This window comes from Dysgonomonas sp. BGC7, assembly GCF_001261735.1.
GTDB lineage: Bacteria > Bacteroidota > Bacteroidia > Bacteroidales > Dysgonomonadaceae > Dysgonomonas.
Window position 1 is genome coordinate 60,801 of record NZ_CVRP01000014.1, and the last position, 23,550, is coordinate 84,350.

21 protein-coding genes are annotated in these 23,550 nt (G+C 38.4%); 16 read left to right on the forward strand and 5 right to left on the reverse strand.

Annotated features, from left to right (window positions below; all coding sequences use genetic code 11):
* The first annotated feature begins 1 nt into the window (after position 1).
* Positions 2–1,783 (forward strand): DUF4091 domain-containing protein, encoded by a 1,782-nt coding sequence (locus BGC7_RS13455; protein WP_242034334.1) that lies wholly within the window; start codon positions 2–4, stop codon positions 1,781–1,783.
* A 64-nt stretch (positions 1,784–1,847) separates the two neighbouring features.
* Here the strand turns inward: BGC7_RS13455 and BGC7_RS13460 are convergent, their stop codons facing one another.
* From BGC7_RS13460 to xerD, 4 genes are all read right to left on the reverse strand, one after another.
* Complete coding sequence (locus BGC7_RS13460) at positions 1,848–4,766, reverse strand: calcium-translocating P-type ATPase, PMCA-type (protein WP_050702123.1); 2,919 nt, start codon at positions 4,764–4,766, stop codon at positions 1,848–1,850.
* A gap of 145 nt (positions 4,767–4,911) precedes the next feature.
* The gene (locus BGC7_RS13465) at positions 4,912–6,762 is read right to left on the reverse strand and encodes a 4-hydroxy-3-methylbut-2-en-1-yl diphosphate synthase (RefSeq protein ID WP_050702124.1); all 1,851 of its coding nucleotides are present in this window, start codon (positions 6,760–6,762) and stop codon (positions 4,912–4,914) included.
* Between the two features lie 134 nt (positions 6,763–6,896).
* A complete protein-coding gene (locus tag BGC7_RS13470) occupies positions 6,897–7,445 on the reverse strand; it encodes a DUF3332 domain-containing protein (RefSeq protein ID WP_050702125.1) in 549 nt (182 codons plus the stop codon).
* 65 nt (positions 7,446–7,510) lie between these two features.
* Positions 7,511–8,413: a site-specific tyrosine recombinase XerD gene (xerD, locus tag BGC7_RS13475; protein ID WP_050702126.1), complete on the reverse strand. Its 903-nt coding sequence runs from the start codon at positions 8,411–8,413 to the stop codon at positions 7,511–7,513.
* Between the two features lie 147 nt (positions 8,414–8,560).
* On the opposite strand from xerD, the gene BGC7_RS13480 reads away from it, so the two are divergent.
* The 15 genes from BGC7_RS13480 to BGC7_RS13550 all read left to right on the forward strand — a co-directional run bounded on the left by BGC7_RS13480 (position 8,561) and on the right by BGC7_RS13550 (position 22,024).
* Positions 8,561–8,797, forward strand: coding sequence for an FtsB family cell division protein (locus BGC7_RS13480; protein ID WP_255351476.1), 237 nt, complete (start codon positions 8,561–8,563; stop codon positions 8,795–8,797).
* A gap of 32 nt (positions 8,798–8,829) precedes the next feature.
* Complete coding sequence (locus tag BGC7_RS13485; RefSeq protein ID WP_242034335.1) at positions 8,830–9,177, forward strand: hypothetical protein; 348 nt, start codon at positions 8,830–8,832, stop codon at positions 9,175–9,177.
* Positions 9,178–9,987, forward strand: coding sequence for a hypothetical protein (locus BGC7_RS13490; RefSeq protein ID WP_050702129.1), 810 nt, complete (start codon positions 9,178–9,180; stop codon positions 9,985–9,987).
* Between the two features lie 26 nt (positions 9,988–10,013).
* Positions 10,014–11,030, forward strand: a complete 1,017-nt coding sequence (locus BGC7_RS13495; RefSeq protein ID WP_050702130.1) for a Gfo/Idh/MocA family protein — start codon at positions 10,014–10,016, stop codon at positions 11,028–11,030.
* 365 nt (positions 11,031–11,395) lie between these two features.
* Positions 11,396–11,887, forward strand: coding sequence for a DoxX family protein (locus tag BGC7_RS13500; RefSeq protein WP_050702131.1), 492 nt, complete (start codon positions 11,396–11,398; stop codon positions 11,885–11,887).
* A 12-nt stretch (positions 11,888–11,899) separates the two neighbouring features.
* Positions 11,900–13,600 (forward strand): Gfo/Idh/MocA family protein, encoded by a 1,701-nt coding sequence (locus BGC7_RS13505; protein ID WP_050702132.1) that lies wholly within the window; start codon positions 11,900–11,902, stop codon positions 13,598–13,600.
* Between the two features lie 50 nt (positions 13,601–13,650).
* Positions 13,651–15,123 carry a Gfo/Idh/MocA family protein gene (locus tag BGC7_RS13510; protein WP_050702133.1) on the forward strand — a complete coding sequence of 491 codons (1,473 nt, stop codon included), beginning with the start codon at positions 13,651–13,653 and terminating at the stop codon, positions 15,121–15,123.
* Between the two features lie 34 nt (positions 15,124–15,157).
* The gene (locus BGC7_RS13515; RefSeq protein ID WP_050702134.1) at positions 15,158–16,039 is read left to right on the forward strand and encodes a 3-keto-disaccharide hydrolase; all 882 of its coding nucleotides are present in this window, start codon (positions 15,158–15,160) and stop codon (positions 16,037–16,039) included.
* Positions 16,040–16,136: 97 nt separating this feature from the next.
* Entirely contained in the window at positions 16,137–17,018 is an 882-nt protein-coding gene (locus tag BGC7_RS13520; protein WP_050702135.1) for a sugar phosphate isomerase/epimerase family protein, read from the forward strand.
* Between the two features lie 74 nt (positions 17,019–17,092).
* Entirely contained in the window at positions 17,093–18,061 is a 969-nt protein-coding gene (locus BGC7_RS13525) for an FAD:protein FMN transferase (RefSeq protein ID WP_050702136.1), read from the forward strand.
* A gap of 295 nt (positions 18,062–18,356) precedes the next feature.
* Entirely contained in the window at positions 18,357–18,560 is a 204-nt protein-coding gene (gene tatA / locus BGC7_RS13530) for a twin-arginine translocase TatA/TatE family subunit (protein WP_050702137.1), read from the forward strand.
* Positions 18,561–18,574: 14 nt separating this feature from the next.
* Positions 18,575–19,423: a twin-arginine translocase subunit TatC gene (tatC, locus tag BGC7_RS13535; protein WP_050702138.1), complete on the forward strand. Its 849-nt coding sequence runs from the start codon at positions 18,575–18,577 to the stop codon at positions 19,421–19,423.
* A gap of 332 nt (positions 19,424–19,755) precedes the next feature.
* Entirely contained in the window at positions 19,756–20,448 is a 693-nt protein-coding gene (locus BGC7_RS13540) for an RNA ligase family protein (RefSeq protein ID WP_050702139.1), read from the forward strand.
* A gap of 18 nt (positions 20,449–20,466) precedes the next feature.
* On the forward strand, positions 20,467–21,579 hold the full coding sequence (locus tag BGC7_RS13545; protein WP_050702140.1) for an AAA family ATPase: 1,113 nt from the start codon (positions 20,467–20,469) through the stop codon (positions 21,577–21,579).
* Between the two features lie 85 nt (positions 21,580–21,664).
* The gene (locus tag BGC7_RS13550) at positions 21,665–22,024 is read left to right on the forward strand and encodes a DUF4377 domain-containing protein (protein ID WP_050702141.1); all 360 of its coding nucleotides are present in this window, start codon (positions 21,665–21,667) and stop codon (positions 22,022–22,024) included.
* A gap of 58 nt (positions 22,025–22,082) precedes the next feature.
* On the opposite strand, the gene BGC7_RS13555 is transcribed toward BGC7_RS13550, so the two are convergent.
* On the reverse strand, positions 22,083–23,408 hold the full coding sequence (locus BGC7_RS13555) for a KamA family radical SAM protein (protein WP_050702142.1): 1,326 nt from the start codon (positions 23,406–23,408) through the stop codon (positions 22,083–22,085).
* Between the last annotated feature and the right edge of the window lie 142 nt (positions 23,409–23,550).

Genomic DNA, 23,550 nt, shown 5'->3' on the forward strand with positions numbered 1-23,550 from the left:
CATGAAAAGAAGAACTTTTATTATGGTCAAGATTAGCAGCTTCGTAATTCTATTTGCCATTTTGATAGGATGCGCAGAAACAAGACCTGCTAAAAATTGTGATACATTCAAAGAAATGGCAGATCCTACAGTCGATACACTTTCAGACTGGAGTAAAGTGCCTGTCGGTCTTAATTTATCTTTTGCCAGTATAGACACGAAGTTTCCTAAATCAATAGCTCCTGATATTACAAAGAAAGCAACCCATAGTATCACCGGATGGAAAGGCGAAAGACTTTCAGCCCAACTATTACTTTGGAGCACAGATAGCATTAAGCAGGTAGAATGCGAAATAGGCGATTTCAAGTCACAAACGTCTGTACTTGCTTCAAATATAGCTAAAGCCCGATTTGTCCGTTACGTAATGACAGATATATTCGAACCGGGATGCGGCTATAGAAAGCCGGAAGACTTTCCGGCATCGTTAACTGCTGACATGCTCGACAATATCGAATGTTTCGACATTGAAGCAAAAACAGTACGTCCAGTGTGGATATCTGTCAACATTCCGGCAACAGCTAATGCAGGAACATACAAAAGCAAAATAAAGATATATGGGAAAGGGCAAGCTGCTCAGGAAATAGAATTAGAGTTGAATATTCAGGATAAAGTATTACCCCCTGCCTCAGACTGGGAATACTATCTCGACCTATGGCAACATCCATCAGCTGTTGCAAGGACAGAAGGGCTAAAAGTATGGAGTGAGGAGCATTTTGATGCTATGAAACCTTTATACAAAATGCTTGCCGACGCAGGGCAAAAGGTTATCACCACTACGTTGAATAAAGATCCGTGGAACGTACAGACATACGATCCGTACGAAGACATGATAATCTGGACAAAAAACGCAGATGGAAGTTGGACGTACGACTATACCATATTCGACAAATGGGTAAGCTTTATGATAGATTTAGGAATTAAGAAAGGTATAAATTGTTACTCTTTAGTTCCTTGGAACAATGAACTGCACTATAAAGATGCTGTAACAAATGAAGTGAAAACAGTAAAAGCCAATCCGGGTACAAAAATGTTTGAGGACATGTGGAAGCCTTTTCTGTCCGATTTCAATAAACATCTCCAAGGCAAAGGATGGCTCAATATAACAAATATAGCAATGGACGAACGTGCTCCTAAAGAGATGGAAGCCACACTTAAGTTTTTGGCAAACAATGCTCCTGATTTTGGAATAGCATTTGCCGACAATCATAAAAGCTATAAAAAATATCCATATATAAAAGATATGTGTGTAGCGGCAGATGCCAAGGTAGACTCCGCAGATATTGCTTCGCGCAGAAAAAAAGGATTAATCACTAATTATTATGTCTGTTGTAGTGATAAATTCCCGAATGTGTTCACTTTTTCAGATTATCCTGAGGCTGTGTACAGTGCATGGTACTCGGTTGCAGCAGGATATGATGGCTACTTACGTTGGGCATATAATTCGTGGGTAGAAAAACCTCTGACTGATTCCAGATTCAGAACATGGCCTGCCGGAGATACATATATTGTTTACCCGAATGCCAGAACCTCTGTTCGTTTCGAACGACTGATAGAAGGCATACAGGATGCTGAAAAGATACGCATTTTGCGCAATGAGTTTACAAAAGCAAACTCTCAGGAATCTCTTGAAAAACTGAATCAACTAAATATAGAAGTTGCCAAATTCAATACAATTAAGCCTACTCAACCATACGCAGAAATGCTACATAACGCTAAAGATATTATCAATAAGTTATCCCAATAAGTAACGCTTCAATGAAGAGGGCAGAAGATATAATCTTCTGCCCTTTTTATATTTAATATTCATATCATTTCTTTCTGATAAGCCTTATAACCTCTCCTATCCAAAAGACGAGAGATGTTCCCCCGATAATAATCCCCCAATCTTGGATTGTCAGAGGCATAGTGCGAAATACATCGCCACCGAAAGTAACAATCAGTATCTGTCCGACAAGAATAATCAAAGCTACCAATTCGAAGCCGACACTCTTATTCAAACCAGCAAAAGCTGATTTTCCTGTAGCATACGCTTTTGCATTAAACATATTCCAGAATTGCAACAAAACAAACACTGTAAAGAAATATGACAAGAAGTAACGTTCTCTGTCCTCTTCAGGGATATAATTGAAGAACGAGTTCAAAGATTCAGGATCAGCGAAATAATACATCATAGCCAAAAGCAGAATTACAAATGCAATACCTGTGAATAAAATATGTTTGGCAATGGAAGGTTTGATTATAAAATCGCTATTCTTACGTGGTTTACTATTCATCACATTAGGATCGGGAGGAAGAGAAGCCAACGCTCCGGCAGCAAATGTATCCATGATAAGATTCACCCACAACATCTGAGTCACTGTCAGCGGAAGCTCTTGACCAAATATAGATCCGAGGAAAACGATGAGCAATGCAGCAACATTGATGGTAAGCTGAAACAATATAAACCGCTGAATATTCTTGTAGAGAGAGCGTCCCCACATTACAGCAGTAGCTATACTGCTGAAAGAGTCGTCGAGCAAAGTTATATCACTAGCCTCTTTTGCCACGGAAGTACCTGATCCCATCGACAAGCCAACATCGGCATAGTTCAGGGCTGGAGCGTCGTTAGTACCATCACCGGTAACAGCAACAATCTCTCCATTTTGCTTCAAGAGATGAACAAGACGCTGTTTATCGGTAGGACGAGCACGACACATTATCTTAAGTTTCTGTACTCTTTTAAATGCCTCATCATCAGAAAGACTTTCGAAATCTACACCTCCTATTATATTTTCGTCCGAATCTTCATCATCATTCCAGATACCAATTTGCCGGCCTATTTCTTTTGCTGTACCGTACGTATCTCCTGTAACGATCTTAACACCTACACCGGCATTGAGACAACGCTGAACTGCTTCCGGCACATCGGGACGTACAGGGTCTGAAATTCCTGCAATACCCAGAAATTTAAGATCACCGACGGCAAGTTCTTCGACTGAACGCGTATCATCTTCAGGAATATATTTATAGGCAAAACCAAGTGTACGCATTGCCTGGTTCTGATATTTCAGCAACTGGGTATCTACAGTTTCTTTAAATTGGGCAGTAGGAATATCCCCTTCGGTAGCGACAACAACATCACTTTTAGCCAACACGACTTCGGGTGCTCCCTTCACATAAAGCACCTTGTGTTTAAGTTTTGGAGAATAAACCAAGGTGGCCATAAATTTACGCTCGGTAGAAAACGGCAACTGATCTATTATATCCTCCTTACTTCTAATATTGCTATAGAGAATTTTACTTTTGTTTAACCATAGTAATAATGCCCCTTCGGTAGGGTTGCCCAACGCCGTAACCTTTTCTTTGTTTGAAAAATCGAGGAAAGCTGTGGAATTGACAGATATATTGCCTATTATAAGACGACTTACTTCACTATCGGTCAGAAGCTGGTCGGATATTCCATAAAAATTGGTATCGGCTACCTGCATCTGATTCTGAGTAAGAGTTCCAGTCTTATCGGTACAGATAACAGTGGTTGCTCCCATTGTTTCCACAGCATGCATTTTACGCACCAGATTATTCATTTTGAGCATCCTACGCATACTGAGAGCCAAACTAAGAGTAACGCTCATTGGCAACCCTTCGGGAACAGCAACAACAACGAGTGTAACTGCCACCATAAAGGCTTGTAATATTTCTGTTGCAATGTTAAGATTAATCCATGAATCGCCATTTAAAGGATCTACATCGAACAGATATCCGATAGATGCTATAATGACAGTGATAAGTGCACCGGTAAGTAGCCATCTCAACCAACCTCCTTCCGCAACCGACTTAGGTAGCTCTAGCTTCCTACCGGTAAGACTAATTCCGTCATATATAATAGGCATCCACACCTTTATCAGTGCAACTACAACACCAAGCATAACTGCTCCAAGCAATGCCAACTGATCTAAAGATACAATAACTGTAGGATCGAGAAAGACGTCTCTTATGACAAGGACGGAAAACGTCAGTACAGCAAGAATAAGACCTATAACTCCAATAAATTTAGCCAACGAATCCAACTGACGATTGAGTGGAGTTTCTCCTTCTACTTTTTCTGTCGCTTTTTCGGCTACTTTTCCAAATTCAGTTGCATCACCGACTTTCGTTACTTCAAAAACACCATGTCCATTAATAACTTTAGTGCCTCTCAATACCCAATTTGAAGAATATGTCACCCCTTCTTCAAAGTGTTCGGGGTTGGTAGTCTTATCTATACTCAATTCGCCTGTAAGACAAGATTCGTCGATCTGCATAGAAACAGCTTCAAGTAGAACCCCATCGGCCGGAACCTCATTCCCTATTTCGAGTAATACAATATCTCCTACTACAATATCTTTTTTTGCTACCTGCCCTATGCTCCCGTTACGCATGACCATTAGCATATCCTCATCATTTACCTGATTGAGTACATCGAATTTTTTATTAGCATCCAATTCGAACCAGAAAGACACTCCTGTAGCCAATAATATAGCACAAAAAATGCCGATAGTCTCTATATATTCGTTATGAATAATAGATATTCCCAAAGACAGGAATGCCGCAATAAGCAGAATACGAATAATAGGGTCTTCAAATTTTTTCAGAAACAATTTCCATAAAGGCTCTTTTTTAGGCGGGGTCAGGATATTAGCTCCGTGCTTCTGCCGACTTTCCTTTACTTGGCTGCTTGTTAGCCCTGTATAACTATTTTTTCCTTCCATTATTTCCTTACTAAGTTATTCAAATATGACGAAATTCAGCAAAAATAAACCTATATGTTAATTTATAGCTCTGTAATCTGTTAAGTTATTGTTACGAGAAAATGAAAAGAGCAGAAGAGGACTTCAACTGCTCTTTTCATTTATATTATTCAGTTTCGGGCTCAGCCCAATCTCCATTATCTTTTATCAACTGAACAAGACGTTGCACAGCCTCTTCGGATGGAATATTCTTTTCTATCAGGTTCTTTTTCTTATAAAGAGATATTTTCCCTTTTTCTGCCCCCACATAACCATAGTCTGCATCGGCCATTTCACCGGGTCCATTTACAATACAGCCCATTACCCCTATTTTCAAATGTTTGAGATGGGAGGTCGCTGTTTTAACCAAAGCTACAGTCGTTTGCAAATCGAACAAAGTTCTACCACAGCTCGGACAAGATATATACTCCGTTTTACTGGTGCGGACGCGCGAAGCCTGCAAAATTCCAAACATGTAAGCATCCACATTTTTCAGGTTTATATCACCTTCATTCTCAAGCATGACTCCATTACCAAATCCATCCAAAAATAAAGTACCCAAATCGACAGAAGCTTTTATCTGCAAGTCTTCCGCTTTATTTTCTTTGTATTGACGATTGAAAATGACAGGTGTATCACAGTCGTTATTCATCAATGTATGAACAAATGCACGCTGCTCCCCTATCCCATTTATATGGTCTGTAGAAAGTATTACGACTATATTTCTGCACTCTTTCAGCAAAGAAATTATCTCTTCATTCAACTGAGGATATGACAAAAACAGGAATTTAATATCTGCGTCAGTATTTTTTATTTCTTGCCAGTTAGAAACATCAAACAATGGATACGTATTCTTCTCTTTCTTCCATCCTGCAAAATCTATTATGGAAGGTATTGCACGTGGAGCCTCTACAGGAAGGTCTTTGCCTACATAGATATAATCGGGCAGAAAATGACTATTAAATTCGAAATTACCATGAGAGCGATTCGATACAACAACAGGAACATTATCACCTCCAATATTAGATATAGTATAAGTCTCTCTTCTGTCGGTAGAGAATTGAGAATATTTTTCAGAAGCTACGGCTTTTATTTCAGGATGATTCTCTTTTTGCATAACATACGCCACCAGCTTGCGGGCAACGGGCACCTCAAATTCAGGATCTTCACTTAAAGAAACTCTAATTGTATCTCCAATGCCATCAGACAATAAAGAACCTATACCAACAGCAGACTTAATACGCCCATCTTCTCCGTCACCAGCCTCTGTAACTCCCAGATGCAATGGAAAGTTCAAATCTTCCCGTTCCATACGATCTATCAACAGACGAACGGCCTTCGACATAACGACTGTATTAGAAGTTTTCATCGAAATAGCAATATCTCTGAAATTCTCTTCGAGACAGATATGCAAAAATTCCATGCATGACTCGACCATACCTTCCGGCGTATCTCCATAACGGCTCATTATACGATCTGAAAGAGATCCATGATTTACTCCTATACGTATCGCTGTTTTGTTTTCTTTACAGATATTTAAAAGAGGAACAAGTTTACTCCTTATCTTATCTATTTCAGCAGCATATTCTTCGTCAGTATATTCGAAGGTCTCGAAGGTTTTAACCCTATCTACGAAATTTCCGGGATTTATACGAACCTTTTCCACAACTTTAGCTGCTGCTTCAGCCGCACGAGGGTTGAAATGGATATCAGCAATGAGGGGGGTATTGTAGCCTTGTTTTCGGACTTCTTCTTTTATGTTTTTCAGATTGTCAGCCTCCCGAACACCTTGTGCTGTCAGCCTAACATAATCTGCTCCTGCCTGCACAATCCGTATAACCTGATCGACGCTGGCCTCAGTATCGTTCGTGTTTGTATTTGTCATCGACTGGATACGTATGGGGTTATTTGCCCCCAATGGAGTATTACCAATCCTTGTTTCCGAAGAAACACGTCTTTTATAATTGAAATAATTCATATAACTTTTCTTATTCTTCCATTAATATAACAAAGATAGATTTTTTTTGTTTTATGCAACCAATCAAAGATTAACGAAGAAGACCGCCACTACATTCTATGATGCAGGGCGGCCTTTATATACTTTCTTCTTATTTATTTTGCAGCGAAATATATTGAACTCTCTACAGTCTGACGCAAAGCCAAAAGACCTTCATTAGATAGCTCAACTCTACTTTCCTGTCCGTTTGGCAGATACACTACTGCATTCTTCTTGTCGTCTTCTATTTTGATAAGTTTTGTAACTTTATCGTTAGCAACAAGACTCCATGTATTTGTGTCTTTATCGTAAATAAATTGAGATTCTTCTCCTTTTTCATCCTGAATACGATAACCGTTTTCCAACGTTTCTACAGTATAAATTCCATTTTCGCCCTGTACTTTTTTTATAACACCGGCTTCCACAGGATTCTCTCCTGTCCAAAACTCAATTGAATTGAACAACAATACATCTCCAAGCATTGTTAACGCATAAGCCGGAGTAAACACAACAAACAGAATTGCATTTACAAACTTATTGCTATCAATAGTCTTATTCCAGTCCAAAAAACGATTGGAAAGACTAAATGAGCCTATACACGAAGAAAACAAGAAGCTAAACGACAGAGTAGATACTACAATCATTCTTAAAAATCTTTTTTTCATAAAATATCTTTTTATAGTTTTTAGATTAGCATTTGCAAAAATATAATAATTATAATAAACGAGTATTATTTTCTATTATTGCGAGGGTGATGCTCTATTATCTCCTGCCGCAGATACTCCCTGTCCATATGCGTATATATTTCCGTAGTAGTTATCTTTTCGTGACCCAGCATCATCTGAATAGCCCTTATGTTAGCTCCTCCTTCGAGTAGATGTGTAGCAAACGAATGGCGAAATGTATGAGGGCTTATCTCTTTTTTTATACCGGCCATCTGAGCGTACTGTTTTATAAAATAAAATATCATAATGCGGGAAATAGCAGTACCCCTATTACTCAAGAAAAGTACATTTTCCGAGCCTTTCTTTACCGTCATTTCATTTCTGAAATACAAATATTTATTTATTTCATTTATTGCTGTATGAGATATGGGCACAAGTCTTTGCTTACTTCCTTTGCCCTCCACTTTTATAAAACCTTCATCAAAAAACAAATCTGAGAATTTCAAGTAGACAAGTTCTGAAACGCGAAGCCCACAACTATATAAAACTTCCAGTATAGCTCTGTTTCGCTGCCCCTCTTTTGTAGAATGGTCTATCACAGAAAAAAGGTTTTCTATTTCTTCCAAAGACAATACAGTAGGCAACTTAAGCCCTATTTTGGGAGTCTCGAGCAGTTCGGTCGGATCGTTTTGCATATATCCGTCAAGAACAAGAAAGTTATAAAATGATTTTATTCCCGAAATAATACGAGCTACAGAACGAGCATTAATACCAATATCGTAAAGCTGCGCAATAAATTGTTGCAAATGGTCTAACGTCACATTCTCTGCTGTCAGATTTTCATTCCGAAGAAATATTGACAATTTATCGAGATCGGTCAGATAAGCATCAATAGAGTTAGGAGACAATGATTTCTCCAACAACATATAATTTTTATACTTCTTTATTATATTTTCTTTTAACTCCATGATATATCAAATATGCTTGCAAATATATATCTTTGCAAATAGAGTTTCTTATAGTTATAATCATTTAAATCCGCCTTGAATATGCAAATACTTAAGTCCATATTCAGATATCTCAACTCCAGATATACAAAAATACAATTATTAATAATGTTGGTAATCATTGTATTCGCATTTTTTATAAGCGACAGCAATATCTTTGCCCGGCTAGGATACGACTCTAAGATACGCGAATTGAACAATCAGATCAGTTACTATCGGGACAAAACAGTAGAAGATAAGAAAAAGCTCGAAGAACTGGAATCGGACAAAGACCATATAGAGAAATTTGCCCGTGAAAACTACCTGATGAAAAAAGAAAATGAAGATGTCTTCATTATTGAATAAAAATAAAAAAGGTTTATGACCTTAACTTGCAAATGAATTTAAAAACAAAAAATATTTTTTTCCAAATAGCTGCAATACTTATACTCATTGCGGCTTCTATGTATTCTTTCAATACCATCATAGCTAAGTACATGATGATAGTCGGAGTAGCGGGATTTGCAGCTGTGGTTTTCACCTCGCCTTACAAGGGTAAGAGCCTCAGGGGTAAGCGCATGTTCAACATTCAAATTCTGGCAGTGTTATTGATGGCCGTTTCTACATACCTTATGTTTGTAGACATGAGTGCATGGCCTGTAACATTGCTGATAGCAGCTTTGCTTACCCTGTACTGTTCTATCATTTTACCTAAGATATATAATAAAGAAAAAGAGGGAGATTAAATGACTAAACTAATACTAACAGTCTTTGTCTTAGCCTCTTCGTTAAGTGCTTTTTCTCAAACTGATTTGGAAACCAGAGCCAAAGAAATTTCCGATGAAGGAAAGATGCTTTACAGATTGGAAATTGCAGCATGGCATGGATCAGACATCTTCAAGACCAGTTATAAAGAACCTTGGCGCATAGGTGGATATTTTGCATATCTGGATGAGGATAAACCTAAATGTTTATTCTTTTCTAAAGCAGAAAAGCCTAAGGTTATAGGAGTTGTAAGTTTTGGAGATATGATAGTCGTAGAAACCGCAACAATAGCATTCAAAGAACGAGAGTTCAGTAATAAGGAACAAGAATTATATACCATCAGGGCAAAGGCTTTTGAAGAAGTACAAACCGATACCTTATTTAAAGCCTACAACAATACAAATCTGAATCTGATTCCCTTGATATATAACGGAGAAAAGAAAGTATATGCTATCACTGCACCTAAAGTAGTAGGAACAGTGCTTTTCGGAAACGATTACTTATTCACCTTCGGCAAGAACAACTCTCTGATAGAAAAGAAACAGATACATAGAAACCTCATTCCGATAGAATTTGACAATAATAAAGAAACCATAGCAACAGTTCATTATCACGCTTCTGAAACAGGAGAATTTATAACTCCGACAGACATCTGCACCCTGATGCTTTATTCAAAATTCACGAAATGGAAAACTCATTATGTAGTATCTGAAAATTATGTCAGCATATGGGATTGTGAAAAAGAAGAACTAACGATTCTTACAAGGGAGGATTATGATAAGCAACTGTAATATATCCTTATATAAAATTTGATACAATGAAGGCATCCGAGAATAGAACACAACCAAAAGTCCGTTTTGGAATCGTTGGTACAAACTTTATCGTTGATAAAGTTCTTGAAGGCGCACGTCTCGACTCACGCTTCGAACCGGTAGCTATATATTCCCGCACACAGGAACAAGCGGATTACTTTGCAGCTAAACACAATATTCCACATACATTTACTTCTTTAGAAGAGATGGCGGCAAGTCCTCTCATAGATGCTGTATACATCGCATCGCCTAACTCCTTGCATGCAGAACAGAGCATTTTGTGTATGGAGCATGGGAAGCATGTATTGTGCGAAAAGCCCTTTGCATCTAATGCCAAAGAAGTAAAAAGGATGATAGACACATCGCTAAAGAACAATGTCACTCTTATGGAAGCGATGAAGCCGACATTAACTCCTAATTTTTTGTCTATACAAAAACATTTACAAGAAATAGGAACTATAAGACGCTATTTTTCATGCTACTGCCAATACTCATCGCGCTACGATAAATTGAAAGAAGGAGAAGTTATGAATGCTTTCAAGCCCGAACTGTCAAACGGGGCAGTAATGGATCTGGGTGTATATACCATATATCCTATGGTGATACTTTTTGGCAAGCCCAAAAACATAAGTGCAAGCGGGCTTAAGCTATCGACAGGAGTTGACGCACAAGGAGCTGTAAATTTCGAATACGAGGGAATGAATGCAACTGTTTTATATTCCAAAATTGCCGATTCTACACTATTTACCGAAATACAAGGAGAGGAAGCAACTATAGTTGCAGATCGTATGAATACCATAAGCAGAGTAACAGTAAAGCACCGTCGTGGAGGCGAAGTGTTAATAAGTTCTCCGAATGTAATGCACGAATATTATTATGAAGTTGCAGAATTTATCGACCTTATAGAACAAGGCAAAAGAGAATCGGAGATCAACAGTCACGAAAATTCGTTAATAACAATAGAGATAGTAGACGAAATAAGAAAACAGATAGGAATCAAGTACCCCGCCGACAACGTGTAGATTCTACAATTAGCTATTTTACTCCGGAAAATAACCTTTTACTGGCTCTTTGCTAGCCATTAAGAGTTTTTAGTGTATTATGAAAAGCAAATACAACCTTTTTTAACAAAAAAAAATAATAATTCACTCAAAATATTCCTAGCTTTATTCCGCATTTAATCAACCCCCGATTCCATGGAAAAGAACTTTGTCTTGAGAGACATTAATACATTGTTTATGACCAATTTATGATTAACAATTATCTTTATATGAGGTTATGAGAAGATTTACTCTTCTCATAATTAATATGTAATTGTCTTAATTATAAGAATAAACCATTTGTTTTTTAAACAATTTTAAATAGAAATAAAACTTTTTACTTATCCATGAATGAATTAACATCGTATTCACGTGGCCAAACTACATGGCTCGTGATTCTAAGGCTTCTGATTGGTTGGCACTTCTTATATGAAGGGTTGATTAAAATTCTAAACTCGGGGTGGACAGCTTATCCCTACCTAATGGACTCTCAGGGAATTTTCTCAGGGTTCTTTCACGAAATAGCAGGTAATCCGACACTACTGGCCGCTTCTAATTTCATAAATATATATGGATTAGCAGCAGTAGGACTAGGGCTTATACTAGGCTGCTTTGCACGAATAGCGTCCATCGGAGGTATTATATTTTTATTATCATACTTCCTGTCCCATCCTCCTTTCATAGGAGCTCAATATATGATGCCTACAGAAGGTTCTTATCTATGGATAGACAAAAACGTTATTGAAATAGGAGCACTAATGGTATTAATATATTTTCCTACCTCGCACATTATCGGCCTCGACCGATACTTCTCTCCATTATTAAAAAAACGTAAATAAGCTAACACGGATATGACACCTGATGACAAAAACGTCCCAGAGGATATAAATAAGAACGAAGATAAAAATACATCTACAAACAAGAGCGCATTGCCCGAATCGGAAGGAAGACGCAACGCAATAAAAGCCCTTGCTACTGTTCCCGTTTTGGGAGCATTGGCCTATGGTGTATACAAGAAGCAAAAACACGACAAAACCTTACTCGATGTAAAAGATGTTTTTAGTGTAAGTAACGAAACTTCAAGTATTGCAGAATTACAACCAAACGGAAAACAAATTCGTTTAGGTATTATCGGATGCGGAATAAGAGGAAAGCAGCTTTTAAGAGCTATCGGCTTTGCCACTCCGGAGTTTCTGCAAACAAGGATTGATGCAGCTAAAAAAGATAAGAACGACACCCGTTACGAAGATTTTAAGAAACAAGAAGATCTAAATATCGTTCTTACAGGAGTCTGCGACATCTTCGACACGTTTGCTGAAGAAGGAATGGCCGCAGGAGCCAACATCAGCAAAGAAGGCCTGAATGGAACTTATGGCACTGCACCTAAGCGCTACCGCCATTATAAAGAGATGCTGGCAGCAGACGATATCGATGCCGTTATTATTGCTACACCCGACCATTGGCACAGCACTATGGCAATGGATGCAGCCAAAGCAGGAAAACACGTATATTGTGAAAAGCCTTTATCTTGGACAGTACCGGAAACTTACATGGTGAGAGAGGTTATTAAACAAACCGGCATTGTATTTCAACTAGGACACCAAGGCAGACAAGTAGACAGTTATAGAAAAGCAAAAGAGATAATAGACAAAGGCTTACTTGGCCCTATCACTCTTATCGAAGTATGTACAAACAGAAACGACCCGAATGGAGCTTGGGTGTACAAAATAGATCCTACCGCCAATCCGCAGACAATAGATTGGAAACAATTTGAAGGAGACGAAACACGCATAAAAGAATATATGGACTACATGACAAAATATAATTTGTCGAAATATGTAGGACCTGACGAAAGAAGTAAATTCAGCCTCGAACGTTTCTTCCGTTGGCGTTGTTGGTGGGACTACAGTACAGGGCTTAGCGGAGACCTGCTGACACACGAATATGATGCAGTCAATCAGTTGATGGGAGTAGGCATACCTCATTCCGCAACTTCTTCGGGAGGGGTATATTTCTTCAAAGACGGACGTACAGTACCCGATGTACTACAAACCACCTTCGAGTTTCCGGACAAAAATCTAACGATGCTTTATAGTGCCACTCTTGCCAGCAATCGCAGCAGAGGAAAAGTAATAATGGGGCATGATGCATCTATGGAAGTCGGTGACACATTAACAGTAAAAGTAGACAGCGCATCTACCAGATATAAAGAAAAAATAGATCAGGGAATCATAAAACCGAATGTACCGTTTTATACATATGTACCGGGAAAAAGTAAAGTAGATGCTATCACTTCTGCCACCGAACTCTATTTTGCCCAACGCGGATTACTATACTCATATTTGGGAGGAAAACGTTACGACACTACATTCCTTCATATGAGAGAATGGATCGAGTGCATACGCGACACAAGCAAGATTCCATCTTGCGGAATAGATGCAGCATTCGAAGAAGCTATCACAGCACACATGGGAACACGAGCTTATCTGGAAGGCAGAACCATGTACTGGGATAAAGAAAAAGAGGAAATCGTAAGAGGAGATCTAAGTTAGACCCACCGTTAAATCTAAGATATTAATTAACCTAAAAAAACAAAGAAATTATGGCATCAGACATTTCAAGAAGAAAGTTCCTGCAAACAGGGGCAAAAGCCGCAATTGGACTTACTATTATTCCAAGCACGGTTTTAGGAAAAAACTTCGGACATGTTGCACCAAGTGACAAACTAAACATTCTGGGTGTTGGAGTTGGAGGACGTGGATTCAGTGTCCTGAAAGGCATGGAAAGCCAAAACATTATTGGGTTGGCAGACGTGGACTGGAAGTACAGTGACCGGGTTTTCAAACATTTTCCTAAAGCAGAAGCATTCTATGATTACAGAAAAATGTATGAAAAACTGGGAAAATCTGCAGACGCAGTAATGATAGCCAGTGCAGACCATACACATGCTATTATGGCAGCAGAAGCCATCACCATGGGAAAACACGTGTATTGTGAAAAACCTTTAACTCACACTGTTTACGAATCCCGCCTACTAACCAAACTGACAGCAAAACACAAGGTTGCTACACAGATGGGTAACCAAGGTTCGTCAGGAGAAGGTGTACGCAAAGTATGCGAATGGATATGGAACGGAGAAATAGGTGAAGTAACTAAAGTAGAAACATTTACAGACCGCCCTATATGGCCTCAGGGACTAAATCGTCCTGAAGTATCGCAAAAAGTACCTAAAACATTGAATTGGGATCTATTTGTAGGACCTGCCAAATATCGCGATTTCAATGAAGTATATACTCCTTGGAACTGGCGCGGCTGGTGGGATTTCGGTACAGGAGCTCTTGGCGATATGGCTTGTCATATTCTACACCCTGTATTTAAAGGACTAAAACTAGGTTACCCTAGCAAAGTTCAGGGAAGCTCTACATTGTTGTTAACAGATTGTGCTCCTAATGCGCAAATGGTGAAATTTACATTCCCTGCACGCGACAACATGCCAAAAGTAGCTATGCCAGAAGTGGAAGTAACATGGTATGACGGAGGTCTTAAACCAATGCGTCCTGAAGGATTCCCTGCCGGCAAAGACATGAACGATGCAGGTGGTGGAGTAATTTTCTACGGAACAAAAGACACTTTGATCTGTGGCTGCTACGGAAAAGATCCTTGGTTGCTATCAGGCCGCACACCTCAGTCTCCAAAAGTATTGAGAGAAGTTCCAAATGGAGATCACTATATGGATTGGGTACGTGCATGTAAAGAAGACTCACGCGACCGTGTAGAAACAGCATCGCCATTCAGCGAAGCAGGCCCATTCAACGAGATGGTAGTTATGGGAGTATTGGCAGTAAGATTGCAAGCTCTGAACCAAGAATTGCATTGGGATGGTGCCAATATGAAATTTACTAACATAGACCCTCGTGCAACAATACGTACAGTCATCAAAGACGGATTCCAGATTAAAGATGGACACCCTACTTTCGATAAAACAATGACAGATCCGGTAAATGCAGAAGCTTTTGCTCAAGAGTTGATCAAACACACATATCGTGATGGTTGGAAACTTCCGGAAATGCCTTAATTATAAAAACGTTTAATTTAATTGATATAAGAAAATGAAAAAAATAACGTACAGTTTAAGTTGTTGTTTAATCGCAGGCGCATTCATGGCTTGTGGCGGAACAAAAAAAGCAGAGAACCAAGAAAACAGTGCAGATTCAATAAAAAGCGAAAATGCAGCTCCTGAGTATACAGTGTTAGACAAAGCTCAAGTAGACTTGTCTAAATACCCTAAAGATAAAGATGGATTTATCACTATCTTCGATGGTAAAACATTTGACGGATGGAGAGGCTACGGAAAAGACGCAGTTCCGGGAAAATGGACTATCGACCAAAACTCTATCAAATTTAACGGATCGGGAGGTGGAGAAGCTCAGACTAACGACGGAGGAGACCTTATCTTTGCTCATAAATTCAAAAACTTTGAGTTGGAATTGGAATGGCAAGTTTCTAAAGGAGGTAACTCCGGTATATTCTACTTAGCTCAAGAAGTTGAAACAAAAGATGCTAAAACAGGAGAAACAAAACTAGAGCCAATCTACATCTCTTCTCCTGAATATCAAGTATTAGACAATGAAAACCACCCTGACGCAAAATTGGGAAAAGACGGAAACAGAAAATCAGCATCATTATATGATATGATTCCTGCTAAACCTCAAAACTCAAAACCATTTGGTCAATGGAACAAAGCTAAAATCATGGTTTTTAAAGGAACTGTGGTTCATGGACAAAACGGAGAAAACGTTGTTGAATATCACTTGTGGACTCCTCAATGGACAGAAATGCTTCAAGCAAGCAAATTTAGCCAAGAAAAATGGCCTTTGGCATTCGAATTGCTAAACAACTGCGGAGGTTCTGACAGAGAAGGTTATATCGGTCTTCAAGATCATGGAGATGATGTTTGGTTCCGCAATATCAAGGTTAAAATCCTTGACTAAAAACTAATTTTTTCTATTAAAATATAGCAAAATCCATAGGAGGAGAAACTCTCCTATGGATTTTACATTTAAAATCAAATCTTATACAAAGAATATCATGAAATTAACATTAATTTTAGCTTCAGTTTTTATGATGCTTGTAGCTTGCCAACCAAAGGCAGAGGCTGAACAAACTGCGGCTCCCAAAAAAGATATTGCCTTACAGTTATATTCTCTCAGAGAAGATATAAAAAAGGACTATGCAGGTACAATAAAGAAAGTAGGAGAAATGGGCTTTACGGCAGTAGAAGCAGCCGGATATGCCGATGGTAAGTTTTATGGAAAAACACCCGAAGAATTCAAAGCCGATATAGAAGCGGCAGGTATGAAGGTCCTATCTTCTCATACTGCCAGACAGTTATCTGACAAAGAATTGGCAGATAAAGACTTTACCGAAGCCCTTAAATGGTGGGACGAAGCAATAAAAGCACACAAAGCAGCAGGAATGGAGTATGTAATAACTCCTTGGATGGCTACTCCTAAAACGCTTAAAGATTTACAAACATATTGCGAATACTATAACGAAATAGGAAAGAAGTGTAAAGAAAACGGACTTACTTTCGGATATCACAATCATGCTTTCGAGTTTAACAAAATAGAAGACAAACTGATGTATGATTATATGCTCGAAAATACAAATCCGGAATATGTATTCTTCCAAATGGATGTGTACTGGGTAGTAAGAGGACAATACAGCCCTGTAGACTACTTCAATGCACACAAAGGACGTTTCCTTCTTCTCCATATCAAAGACAATAAGGAATTAGGACAAAGCGGAATGGTTGGCTTCGATGCAATCTTTAAAAACACTGACGCTGCCGGAACTAAACATATTGTGGTAGAAGTAGAGAAATACAATTTTGCCCCTGTAGAAAGTGTAAAAATGAGTCTTGACTATCTACTTAATTGCCCTTTGGTAAAAGAGAGCTACAATAAATAATCATCAAGCCTTCAGGCATAGTGCAGAATCAGTCTCACTATGCCTTATTGCAACAATAAATAAAAACAGAACAGATGCTTCCGATAATGGCCGATAACGGAACTTTCTACTATCACATACAAGGTGTTGCAGAGGGTACAAGTTACAGTATCCTTTATCAGGACGATAACGACCGTAACTTCCAGCCAGAAATAGATCTGCTATTGGCTACTTTCGAAAAATCTCTATCTGTTTACGATCCCAACTCTATCATATCTCGTATAAACAGGAATGAAGATGTTGCTGTCGATGATTTTTTCAGCTCCGTATTTCGTAGAGCTAAGGCTATTAGTTCAATCACAGAGGGAGCTTTTGATATTTCTGCCGAACCTTTGTTCAAGGCTTGGGGATTCAGTGCCGAAAAACGTAGCATTCCCGATACTGAACAAATACATCTTTTGAAACAACATATAGGTATGGATAAAGTGGAAATAAGAGGCAATAAAGTCATTAAATCTCATCCAAATGTGGTGCTCAATGCCAATGCTATAGCAAAAGGCTATTCATCAGATATAGTTGCATCATTTCTAGAGCAGAAAGGCTGTCTCAACTTTCTAGTAGAAATAGGAGGGGAAATACGGCTAAAAGGAGTCAACACAGAAAGCGAACCGTGGCGTATAGGTATTGATCGCCCATCTGAAAATAATCCAATACCCGGACAAGATCTGCAAGTTATTCTCCAGATTACAGATAGAGGAATTGCTACTTCGGGAAACTATCGGCAGTTTTATACCGAAAACGGGCAAAAAATAGCGCATACTATAGATCCTAGTACAGGCTATCCTGTAAAACATAATTTATTATCTACAACAGTCATAGCTCAGGATGCAATTACAGCAGACGCATTTGCCACAGCATTTCTGGTAGCAGGATTAGATAAGTCTTTAGAGTGGATAACTGATAATAATATCAAACTGGATGCACTATTTATCTGCGACGAAGAAGGAGAATACAAAGTATATTATACATCGGGACTAGAAGATAAAATAGTAGAATGCAATTGAAAAACGAATCATAAGACTAAACTTTATCTATATAGAGAAGGTGCCTTTTTCAGGAAAGTATCAAACGTGACAAATAAAAAATGAGCAAAAAGTGTTACTTTCGTTACTTTTTAGTTAAAATAGCATCTCATTCTGAAATAAGGACAAAGCAATTTCGGAGGAAGTAGACTTTTTATTTGTGTTAAACATATAATATTTTCGTACTAAACAAAAAATAAATATAGAATTTAGACTTGATATCTGACATTATTTATGTTATTTTGATAGGTCTAGTAATCTACAAAATCAAAAACATATGAATACAATATTATTTTTGGGAAATCTTGGCACTGGCGAGATTATCATTATTGCCATAGTTGTTTTGCTACTATTTGGAGGCAAAAAAATACCTGAACTGATGAAAGGTCTTGGCAAAGGTATCAAAAACTTCAAGGAAGGTGTTAAAGGCATGGAAGACGACATAGAAGGAAACAACGACACTACAACTAAAAAAGACTGAGATAGTACTCTTTTATGGAAGATAGCAACCAAGGATTATCCTTTTGGGATCATTTAGAAGAATTTCGATGGACACTAATACGGTCTATCGCTGCTCTGTTTATTTTTGCAATTATAGCATTTGCATTTATGCCATATATATACGACAGTATAATAATGGGACCTACGCGTGCCGATTTTTTTCTATACAAATACCTTTGTGTAGCAACTTCAGCAGTACCTTTTTTACCTGATTTCTGTGACGACACTTTTCATGTCAATATAATAAATATAAACCTTGCGTCACAGTTTTTCAGACATATGACTACCTCTTTCTGGTTGGCTCTTATACTGACTTTTCCTTATCTGGCATTCGAAATATGGAGATTTATAAGTCCTGCCCTCTACGAGAACGAGAAGAAAAGTATACGCTGGGTATTTCTTTTCGGAACCATCATGTTCTTTTTGGGATGCGTTGTGGGGTATTCGCTTGTGTTTCCGATGACATTTCGCTTTTTGGCAACCTATCAGTTGAGTGAAGTCATTGTAAATGAGATCTCTTTGGACTCATACATGGATAATTTTCTCATGCTCATATTTGTGATGGGGATCGTATTCGAACTACCACTCTTATCGTGGTTACTCTCTCAACTAGGATTACTGAACAGATCGTTCTTCAAAAGATTCAGAAGACATGCCATTGTAGGGCTATTGGTATTATCGGCAATCATCACCCCTTCGGGAGACCCTTTTACCCTATCGGTAGTATTTATTCCTTTGTATTTTCTCTATGAGTTAAGTGCTTTCTTTGTAAAGCCTGCACCAAAAGAGGAAGAAGAGGCAGATGAAGAACCTGACGAAAATCCGGATATTCAGATTCAATAGTATGGATCAGAAGCAAAACCTCATATAATTTATAGAAGCTGTAGTTTCTACTACAGCTTCATTTTTAAGATAGCATTTTGTTAGAATACTCTATTCCCAACCTGCCACAAAGACAAATAGTGGCGCTGTAAATCAATAGCATACACTCATATTTGTTTAGGCGGGTAAATATTACTATCTTTGTAGCGATTAATAACAATCGTTTATATAACAAAATGTCATGTAATTGTTTAGTTTACATAGCGGAAATCTTTCCGCATTTATCAAGACCGTAATAGATAATTTGCGGGTCTTGCTATTATTGTATTCTATCAACTAAAAACAATTACATTATGTTATCACAGAAATATGGTCGTACATACCATTTCCCCTTTTCGCCGGGAACAACTAGCGACGACCGCATCAATCATACATACTGGAACGATATCCAACAAATAGAGACAATCGTTCATACAGAAAAATTGGATGGGGAAAATAACTGCCTCAATCGCTTTGGAGTATTCGCTCGTTCACATGCAGCACCAACAACCTCAGCTTGGACAAATCAGATACGAGAACGCTGGCAATTAATCAAGCAAGACCTAGGCGACATTGAGATATTTGGAGAAAATCTATATGCAATACATTCCATCGAATATAAGCAAATAGAGTCTTATTTTTACGTATTTGCCGTGCGCTGCCTGGACAAATGGCTATCATGGGAAGAAGTTAAGTTCTATGCTTCAATATTTGATTTCCCCACCGTCCCGGAATTAAAGATCGAATCTGTTACAAATCTATCGCAACAAACCTTGCAAGAGCAGGTTCTTAGCTTAGCACAAGAGTGCTCTGTATTTGAATCAACAGATATACTCACCGAGAATAGCTGTACACGAGAGGGTATTGTTACCCGCAACACAGAGGAATATCTAACTGACCAATTTCCACGCAATGTATTTAAGTATGTTCGGAAAGGGCATGTTAAAACAAATGAGCATTGGACTAGAAATTGGCAGCGTGCAAAGCTGATATGGGAGAAACGATAAAGAAAGGAGATATAAATTATGACTTGGAAAATAACACAAAATAAAGAATGGGCATCCCTCGAAAAGGAGTTTTCATGGGTTGCCGATATGCATGATGTTCTTCAACACAAAGAGCACCATGCAGAAGGAAATGTTGCTATACATACCCGTATGGTCTTAGACGAATTAGTAAAGATCGCTGAATACCAACATCTATCTGAACAAGATAAAGAGATATTATGGGCTGCTGCATTATTGCATGATGTAGAGAAACGCTCTACTTCACAAGATGACGGGTATGGCAATATATCGGCAAACGGGCATGCCCGAAAAGGAGAGTACACAGCTAGGACAATTCTGTTTAAGGATGTCCCTACCCCTTTTCACATCCGTGAGAACATTGCATCTTTAGTTCGATTCCACGGACTGCCTCTCTGGCTGCTAGAAAAGGATGAGCCGGCAAAGAAGATACAGGAAATATCAATGAGGCTCAATACTCAGCACCTGAGAATATTGGCTGAGGCAGATGCCAAAGGAAGAATATGCGATACTAAGGAGTCGCTAATAGAATCTCTCGAACTATTCCAGCTGTTTTGTAACGAGCAGGAATGTTGGGGCAAATCGCTCGAGTTTGCGACACCTAATTCGAGGTTCCAGTATTTTAATACTATAGACGGATATATAGGATATGTTCCACATGATGACTTCAAAAGTGAGGTGATTCTTCTTTCAGGCCTACCGGGCATGGGAAAAGATCATTACATACAGTCATTAAAGTCGGAGATGCCAATAATAAGCCTCGATGCTATTCGTCGCAAGTATAAGTATAGCCCAACAGACAGGTCTGCAACAGGCAGAGTGGTACAAGAAGCTAAGGAGCAAGCAAGGAAATACCTGAGAAACGGTCAGAATTTTATATGGAATGCAACCAACATAACGAAGCTAATGCGTATGCAGCTTGTTGACTTATTTACAACATATAACGCAAAGGTAAAGATTGTATATGTAGAGAAACCGTATAATACATGGAGGGAGCAGAACAAAAACAGGGAATACGCATTACCAGAAAACGTACTGGATAAAATGTTGAGTAAATTAGAAATACCTCAACTAACAGAGGCTCATGAAGTGGAATATATAATAACTGGATAAACTTTTAAGACAATATATTGTTTATATTCAAAGTATTAACATTAACACATTTATCATGTACAAACAGATTTTATTCGTATTTACTATGATTCTATTTCTTGGATCATGTAACAGTTCTGAAAAGACAGAAAAGCTGATCATAGCATCTCAGCAAGGAGACTGTATAGGAGTTGGCCCTATGAAATGCCTCTTAGTAAAGAAAGAAGGACAAGCAGAATGGGAGTTCTTTTACAGTAATATTGAAGGGTTTAATTATGAGCCGGGCTATGAATATGTATTAGAGGTTAAAGTGGACAAGGTAGAGAATCCTGCCGCAGATCAATCAAGCTCGAAATATACCCTTGTAAAGCAAATATCTAAAGAACAGAAAACCTCAGAGAACCTACCTCAAATACAGGAAGAAGAGATAATTGAAGAAATAGTGTCTACCGATTCTATACAGTAGAAGAGTTGGATATCAGATAAATTAAAAAGCGGTACTTGTAATGAGTACCGCTTTCTCTTTATTCAAACAAGAATGGTTTTGTAACTTCCAGCTTTGCCCGTTTCTCTTCAAAGAAGAACCTCTCTTCATTAAAAGCAGGCTTTAACTGATCAAACCATGTTGCTTTCGGATTATACTCTGCAAAGAATGGGACATCTACCCATTTCGGATTACGTCCCTGTATAAAGCGAAGCACAAAAATCTTTTCACCTCTTACCTCCTGTACTCCAAGCACCTGAATCTTACCAGCATGGTCACTCATACTTGGGCCTCTTACAGTACGACAAAGACCGCTAACCTTACTATATGCTCTTCGAAATATCTGCCAGCACTTATCCAAAGGTAGCTCGAAATAATGCTTTGAGCCAGTATCTCTGGCTATAAACATATAATAAGGAACACAGCCAAGATCAACTTGCTCGCGCCACATACTCGCCCACAATTCAGGCTTGTCATTTATATTGCGAAGCAAAGGAGACTGAGTCCGTATCTGAGCTCCGGTAGAGCGAATACGGGATATTGCTTGCTTCACTGCATCGGTAGAAAGCTCGCGAGGATGATTGAAATGGGCCTGAATGGAAAGGCTTTTGCCCGAAGCAGCTACAAGTTCAAATAGCTTTATTACATCGTCACTATCTTTATCTGTTAAATATCTATATGGCCAATATGCCAGCGATTTAGTACCGATACGTATAGATCTGATGTGTCCGAACTCAGGTTCGAGCAATGGTCTGATATAAGCCTCAAGTACAGAGGCGTTCATAACCATAGGGTCTCCTCCTGTAAACAAAACATCGGTAACCTCCTTGTGTATACGCAGATACTTTAACAGAAGATCCGATTCTTTCATTGCAAATTTCAACTCGTTCATTCCTGAAAATTGAGGCCAACGAAAGCAGAAAGTGCAATAGGCATGGCAGGTCTGTCCCTGACTAGGAAAAAACAATACAGTTTCGGGATATTTGTGTTGAATACCCTTTAGTTTTATTTCGCCCAAAGAAGGAACATTATGTTCCTGTCCGGCAGGGTTAGGGTTAAGGGATAAACGAATCTGTTTCACTTTTTCATCAATCACATCCTTTTCCGCATTTGCATCCAGTAGTTTCTCTATCGTAGAATAATGTTTCTTCTCCAACATTCCCCGACGAGGAAAGTTTAAAGTAAATATAGGATCTGTTTCTACATTATCCCAGTCGATTAATTCATTTACTACATAGTTGTTTGTTTTAAACGGTAACACTCTGCCTACAACCTCGATTTCCTTTATCATTTCTTCGGAAAGCGATGATATTTGAGGAATTGTACGAAAATTGTGTAGAGTGAATGATCTTAACTGATTACTCATAAGTTGTTTTGAAAAATATTTAATGATTAGCTTCTAGTATCTACTAATATACGAAAAATGTGTCGTATAGCCAATTACAGAATACTTTCAAAACTTTTTTTATAATATAATAACATTTGAGATCATTACAGAAACACAGTTC

Excerpts from the sequence above, each read along its gene's own strand:
- BGC7_RS13455 (WP_242034334.1), top strand. The coding sequence starts at position 2 with ATGAAAAGAAGAACTTTTATTATGGTCAAGATTAGCAGCTTCGTAATT.
- BGC7_RS13460 (WP_050702123.1), bottom strand. The coding sequence starts at position 4,766 with ATGGAAGGAAAAAATAGTTATACAGGGCTAACAAGCAGCCAAGTAAAG.
- BGC7_RS13465 (WP_050702124.1), bottom strand. The coding sequence starts at position 6,762 with ATGAATTATTTCAATTATAAAAGACGTGTTTCTTCGGAAACAAGGATT.
- BGC7_RS13470 (WP_050702125.1), bottom strand. The coding sequence starts at position 7,445 with ATGAAAAAAAGATTTTTAAGAATGATTGTAGTATCTACTCTGTCGTTT.
- xerD (WP_050702126.1), bottom strand. The coding sequence starts at position 8,413 with ATGGAGTTAAAAGAAAATATAATAAAGAAGTATAAAAATTATATGTTG.
- BGC7_RS13480 (WP_255351476.1), top strand. The coding sequence starts at position 8,561 with ATGTTGGTAATCATTGTATTCGCATTTTTTATAAGCGACAGCAATATC.
- BGC7_RS13485 (WP_242034335.1), top strand. The coding sequence starts at position 8,830 with ATGAATTTAAAAACAAAAAATATTTTTTTCCAAATAGCTGCAATACTT.
- BGC7_RS13490 (WP_050702129.1), top strand. The coding sequence starts at position 9,178 with ATGACTAAACTAATACTAACAGTCTTTGTCTTAGCCTCTTCGTTAAGT.
- BGC7_RS13495 (WP_050702130.1), top strand. The coding sequence starts at position 10,014 with ATGAAGGCATCCGAGAATAGAACACAACCAAAAGTCCGTTTTGGAATC.
- BGC7_RS13500 (WP_050702131.1), top strand. The coding sequence starts at position 11,396 with ATGAATGAATTAACATCGTATTCACGTGGCCAAACTACATGGCTCGTG.
- BGC7_RS13505 (WP_050702132.1), top strand. The coding sequence starts at position 11,900 with ATGACACCTGATGACAAAAACGTCCCAGAGGATATAAATAAGAACGAA.
- BGC7_RS13510 (WP_050702133.1), top strand. The coding sequence starts at position 13,651 with ATGGCATCAGACATTTCAAGAAGAAAGTTCCTGCAAACAGGGGCAAAA.
- BGC7_RS13515 (WP_050702134.1), top strand. The coding sequence starts at position 15,158 with ATGAAAAAAATAACGTACAGTTTAAGTTGTTGTTTAATCGCAGGCGCA.
- BGC7_RS13520 (WP_050702135.1), top strand. The coding sequence starts at position 16,137 with ATGAAATTAACATTAATTTTAGCTTCAGTTTTTATGATGCTTGTAGCT.
- BGC7_RS13525 (WP_050702136.1), top strand. The coding sequence starts at position 17,093 with ATGCTTCCGATAATGGCCGATAACGGAACTTTCTACTATCACATACAA.
- tatA (WP_050702137.1), top strand. The coding sequence starts at position 18,357 with ATGAATACAATATTATTTTTGGGAAATCTTGGCACTGGCGAGATTATC.
- tatC (WP_050702138.1), top strand. The coding sequence starts at position 18,575 with ATGGAAGATAGCAACCAAGGATTATCCTTTTGGGATCATTTAGAAGAA.
- BGC7_RS13540 (WP_050702139.1), top strand. The coding sequence starts at position 19,756 with ATGTTATCACAGAAATATGGTCGTACATACCATTTCCCCTTTTCGCCG.
- BGC7_RS13545 (WP_050702140.1), top strand. The coding sequence starts at position 20,467 with ATGACTTGGAAAATAACACAAAATAAAGAATGGGCATCCCTCGAAAAG.
- BGC7_RS13550 (WP_050702141.1), top strand. The coding sequence starts at position 21,665 with ATGATTCTATTTCTTGGATCATGTAACAGTTCTGAAAAGACAGAAAAG.
- BGC7_RS13555 (WP_050702142.1), bottom strand. The coding sequence starts at position 23,408 with ATGAGTAATCAGTTAAGATCATTCACTCTACACAATTTTCGTACAATT.